General features: G+C 44.9%; 5 protein-coding genes. All 5 read right to left on the bottom strand.

Annotated features, from left to right (window positions below; translation table 11 throughout):
• The coding region (locus PHR02_RS13340) for an ArsS family sensor histidine kinase (protein WP_299992769.1) at nucleotides 1-1,195 on the bottom strand (1,195 nt) is incomplete at its 3' end.
• A 3-nt stretch (nucleotides 1,196-1,198) separates the two neighbouring features.
• Nucleotides 1,199-1,870: a response regulator transcription factor gene (locus PHR02_RS13335; RefSeq protein ID WP_299992767.1), complete on the bottom strand. Its 672-nt coding sequence runs from the start codon at nucleotides 1,868-1,870 to the stop codon at nucleotides 1,199-1,201.
• Nucleotides 1,863-2,237, bottom strand: coding sequence for a periplasmic heavy metal sensor (locus PHR02_RS13330; protein ID WP_299992765.1), 375 nt, complete (start codon nucleotides 2,235-2,237; stop codon nucleotides 1,863-1,865). The genes PHR02_RS13335 and PHR02_RS13330 overlap by 8 nt, the downstream gene beginning before the upstream one ends.
• Nucleotides 2,238-2,248: 11 nt before the next feature.
• Entirely contained in the window at nucleotides 2,249-3,352 is a 1,104-nt protein-coding gene (locus PHR02_RS13325; RefSeq protein WP_299992763.1) for a cytochrome b/b6 domain-containing protein, read from the bottom strand.
• Nucleotides 3,353-3,371: 19 nt separating this feature from the next.
• On the bottom strand, nucleotides 3,372-3,733 hold a 362-nt coding region (locus PHR02_RS13320; protein WP_299992761.1), incomplete at its 5' end, for a cytochrome C.

The following is a 3,733-nucleotide window of genomic DNA, read 5'->3' as shown; positions in this document are numbered from 1 at the left end:
TCTCAATAGTAAAATTATGCCGTCCATTTTCGTAGGCGTAGCTCAGCGTATAACCGTGTTTTGATACGATCTTACTGACGATATTCAGCCCAAGACCAAACCCCTCAGAGGTGCGTGAGCGTTCCTGACGGGTAAAGGGGGTGAGAAAATAGCTGAACTCTTTTTCGAGCGGCTTCCCGTGATTGAGTACACTGATACGATTAGAATCCACTTCCAAAATAATCGGAAATTGATCGGCGTATTTCAGCGCATTGTCGAGGAGATTTTTAAGTGCTAACGATAGATAGTGCAAGTCCCCTCTCAACGTAAAATTATCATTGATTTTGACCACTATCTTCGATTCATCGTCAATATACAGTTTCGAAAGTGCTTCCATAACGAGTGTTTCAGCAGTGAATGGTGTTGATTGCATCGTGTCGGTTGCTTGGAGTTTTTCTATCTCCAAAAGTTCACGTGTCAGCTGATCGAGCTCTTTGAACGAGTGTTTTAGTGTCTCGCGTGCACTTGACTCTTCGAGGGCTTCGAGTGCAAACATCCCACGCGCGATGGGGGTACGTAGTTCATGCCCGACATCGCGCAGCAACTCTTCACGTGAAAGGATCATATTCTCGATGGTTTGTGCCATATCATTATAGCTTCGTGCCACCTCCCCTATCTCATCGCGTGAGGCTATGGTGCTTCGGCTGTGATACTCTCCGAGGGCAAAACGTCGCATACTCCGTGTAATCGAGTTCAAAGGGGATAACATCCGCAAAATTAGGATAAATATCACCGCCAAAACAAACATGTCGGCAACCACGAGTGCATTGAGTATCCACCCTTCCCTCAGCACCTCTTGGAGTGTTGTGTCCCGAAGAAAAATATCATCATCGATATAGCGGATATGGAGGATGTATTCGCTCCTTTGATCTTTAAAAATCTCAATCAACCCAAACGTATGCGACTGGCGCATAAGGACTTTTTTGGGTGTTACGGGAGCGATTTTCACCAGATTCAGCGTCCGAAATTCATCCTCTAGCTCATCAGCGGTCGATGTCGCCATCCATCTAAATATCTTACGACCGTCCAAAAGGTATTTTTGAAGAACAATCGCTTCGTATTTTTCGGTATTGATCGTATCGATCTTGTACCCGATACCGACCATTAGGGTCAAACTGATGAGAAATAAAAGTGTGATTTTAGTAAAAATAGACATACGTTAACCCATAAACTTGTAGCCGATGCCCCACACCGATTTAATATAGCGGGGCTCTTTGGCATCATCGCCGATTTTGAGGCGGATATTACTGATGTGCATATCGATAGTTCGGTGTTTTGTCTCATCACCAAGCCCCAAAGAGCCGATGATCTGATCGCGGGAGAGATTTTTACCCCGATGTTTGAGCAACAGGAGAAATATATCAAATTCTACTCGTGTCAAATCGATCGGATATCCCTCCATCATGAGTGATTTATTGGGTTCATCAATCGTAAAATCCGATATAACCAGCTCATTTTTTCGACTGTATCGGCGCAGTACCGCTTCAATGCGGAGCACCAATTCGCGAGGTTCATACGGTTTATCGAGATAATCATCGGCTCCCAAATCGTAACCGTAGATTTTATTGCCGATGTCGGTTCGTGCGGAGGAGATAATAATCGGAATGTCGAGGCGGCTTTTAATCAGTTTGGCAACATCAAACCCGTCCATCCCCGGCAACATCAGATCCAAAACGACAATGTCAAACACCTCTTTCTTTTCCAACAAACACTCTAACGCAGCTTTCGGATCGGCATACGCGGCGGTCTCAAAGTCGTATGATGTTAAAAAAGAGCTTATTAGCTCTTGGAGCGGGAGATCATCTTCGATCAAAAGCACTTTTCTAGTCATTGTCCCACTCCTTTAGATGGTGAATATATCGCCGTTTTTGCTCAGAGCTCAAAACACTATGGAGCTTCTCAAGTAAACGAGTTCGAATCGCAATCGATGCTTTCTCCCTCTCCAAACTTTTTGCTCGAAAGGTTTCCGCATCAAACGACGAACTTAAAAACAGTGCATTGAGTGCCTCTTGATCTTTTTTACTCTGATGGTGGAATCGGCGATTTGAATATTGGTACTCTTTCATCGCCTCTTCAACGATCCGAAGCTGCGACTTTGTCAGAGCCAAATCATGCAGATCCATCGGAAACCGATGATGATCGTCATCCCCATAAGCGCAGAGGGAGAGGAACATCGCCAACACTATAATCCACTTCATGGTAACCTCACTTAGAGCGCTTTAATCGCGCTATCTTCGATTGTCCCCTGCTCTACATCACTATGGCAGGCTTTGCAGTTTGCACGACTTTTAACCTTATCACTTTTAAAAATCTCTTCGGATATATGACGGTGTCTTTTTTTCCAAAACGGGGTTTGCGTTATTGCTATCATATCGCGTTTTTCGAGGCTTTGCACCATTTTGAATGACATCTCCTGAGTAGAGGTTTCTACCGAATGTGCCAAAAGATACTCACGTATGGATTGCTCATCGGCGGGATCTAGCGAAGCATCATCGCCGAAATGGTTCGATAAATCCCCCATCAATACACTCCACCCCTCCTTCGCTAAAAGCGTCGGAGGATAGAGGGTATGGCATGAACCGCATTCATTCACAAAAACAGGGTTGATTTTTGCGTAATCAACCTTTTGATTATACCCCGCGACAATAGGGTTATTCGGTGTACTAAGGGCATAGATGAGAAGTGCGATCGCACCGCCGATACCAAAAGCCGCGAGTATTTTTTGGTACCACGATAAAACAGCACTCTCCCCCTCCATATTTTTGTGTCCGTCGATGATAGAGGTGAGAGTACGATCCTCTTTGTGCAAGAGCCGATCAACCAACACTCCTCCCACATGTGCCGCGATCAAAACCCATAAGAGATTGACGAAAAACTCGTGAATCTCTTCAAATACTTCCATATCCCGAAAAAGCCCTGAGTGCAGAAATGCCAAAACACCTCTGTTCTCCGCAACACCATAGGCAAACATGCCGCTGAATGTAGCAAGAGCTACCGTTATGAGCATCGCGACCATCACATAACTTGCCGCCGGATTATGTCCGATATAGTGGCGTGATGGATTCAATAAGGATAAAAGGTACTCTTTCAATGCGACAAGAGAGAGATTAAAGTCACCAAAACGGGAATATTTCGGCCCCATTATCCCCCACACGATCCGAAAGAGTACTAATACACCGACGGCACTCCCGATCGCGGCATGGGTATTTAACCATCGATCTTCTTCACTGCTGATCCAAGCGGCTACGATTCCTACAACCAACAGCCAGTGAAATATCCGAGTAGGAAGTGTCCATACATATAAGCGTTTCATCGTTGACTCCTATAGTCTATCAATCTTCCCAACGTCCGTAATTAGGGATACGGATTTCACGTTCACGGTAGCTTCCGTTTATTGCTTGGGTATGACAAGCATTACAATTCGCGAAACTTTTGACCTCTGGCTGTGTGAGCATTTTTTTAGTGACTTCTCGATGTTCACGAACAAAATAAGGTGTTTCAGATATCCGTAGAGCTACGGCACCTCTGATGTCTACAACCTGATCTTTTTTAGACGCATGGGATGCTAAATAATTCTGAATACTTTTGTGATCCTGCGGATCCAGTGAAGCATCGGTTCCGAAATGGTTATCCAACGTCTTCATCGTCTTATCCCACGAACGTTTCGGCAAAAATTGCGGTTGATAGGCCATAT

This window comes from Sulfuricurvum sp. (assembly GCF_028688295.1).
Classification (GTDB): Bacteria; Campylobacterota; Campylobacteria; order Campylobacterales; family Sulfurimonadaceae; genus Sulfuricurvum.
This window is presented reverse-complemented; position numbering and strand designations above follow the sequence as displayed.

Coding starts and splice junctions, on each gene's coding strand:
- PHR02_RS13330 (WP_299992765.1), bottom strand. CDS start 2,237: ATGAAGTGGATTATAGTGTTGGCGATGTTCCTCTCCCTCTGCGCTTAT.
- PHR02_RS13335 (WP_299992767.1), bottom strand. CDS start 1,870: ATGACTAGAAAAGTGCTTTTGATCGAAGATGATCTCCCGCTCCAAGAG.
- PHR02_RS13325 (WP_299992763.1), bottom strand. CDS start 3,352: ATGAAACGCTTATATGTATGGACACTTCCTACTCGGATATTTCACTGG.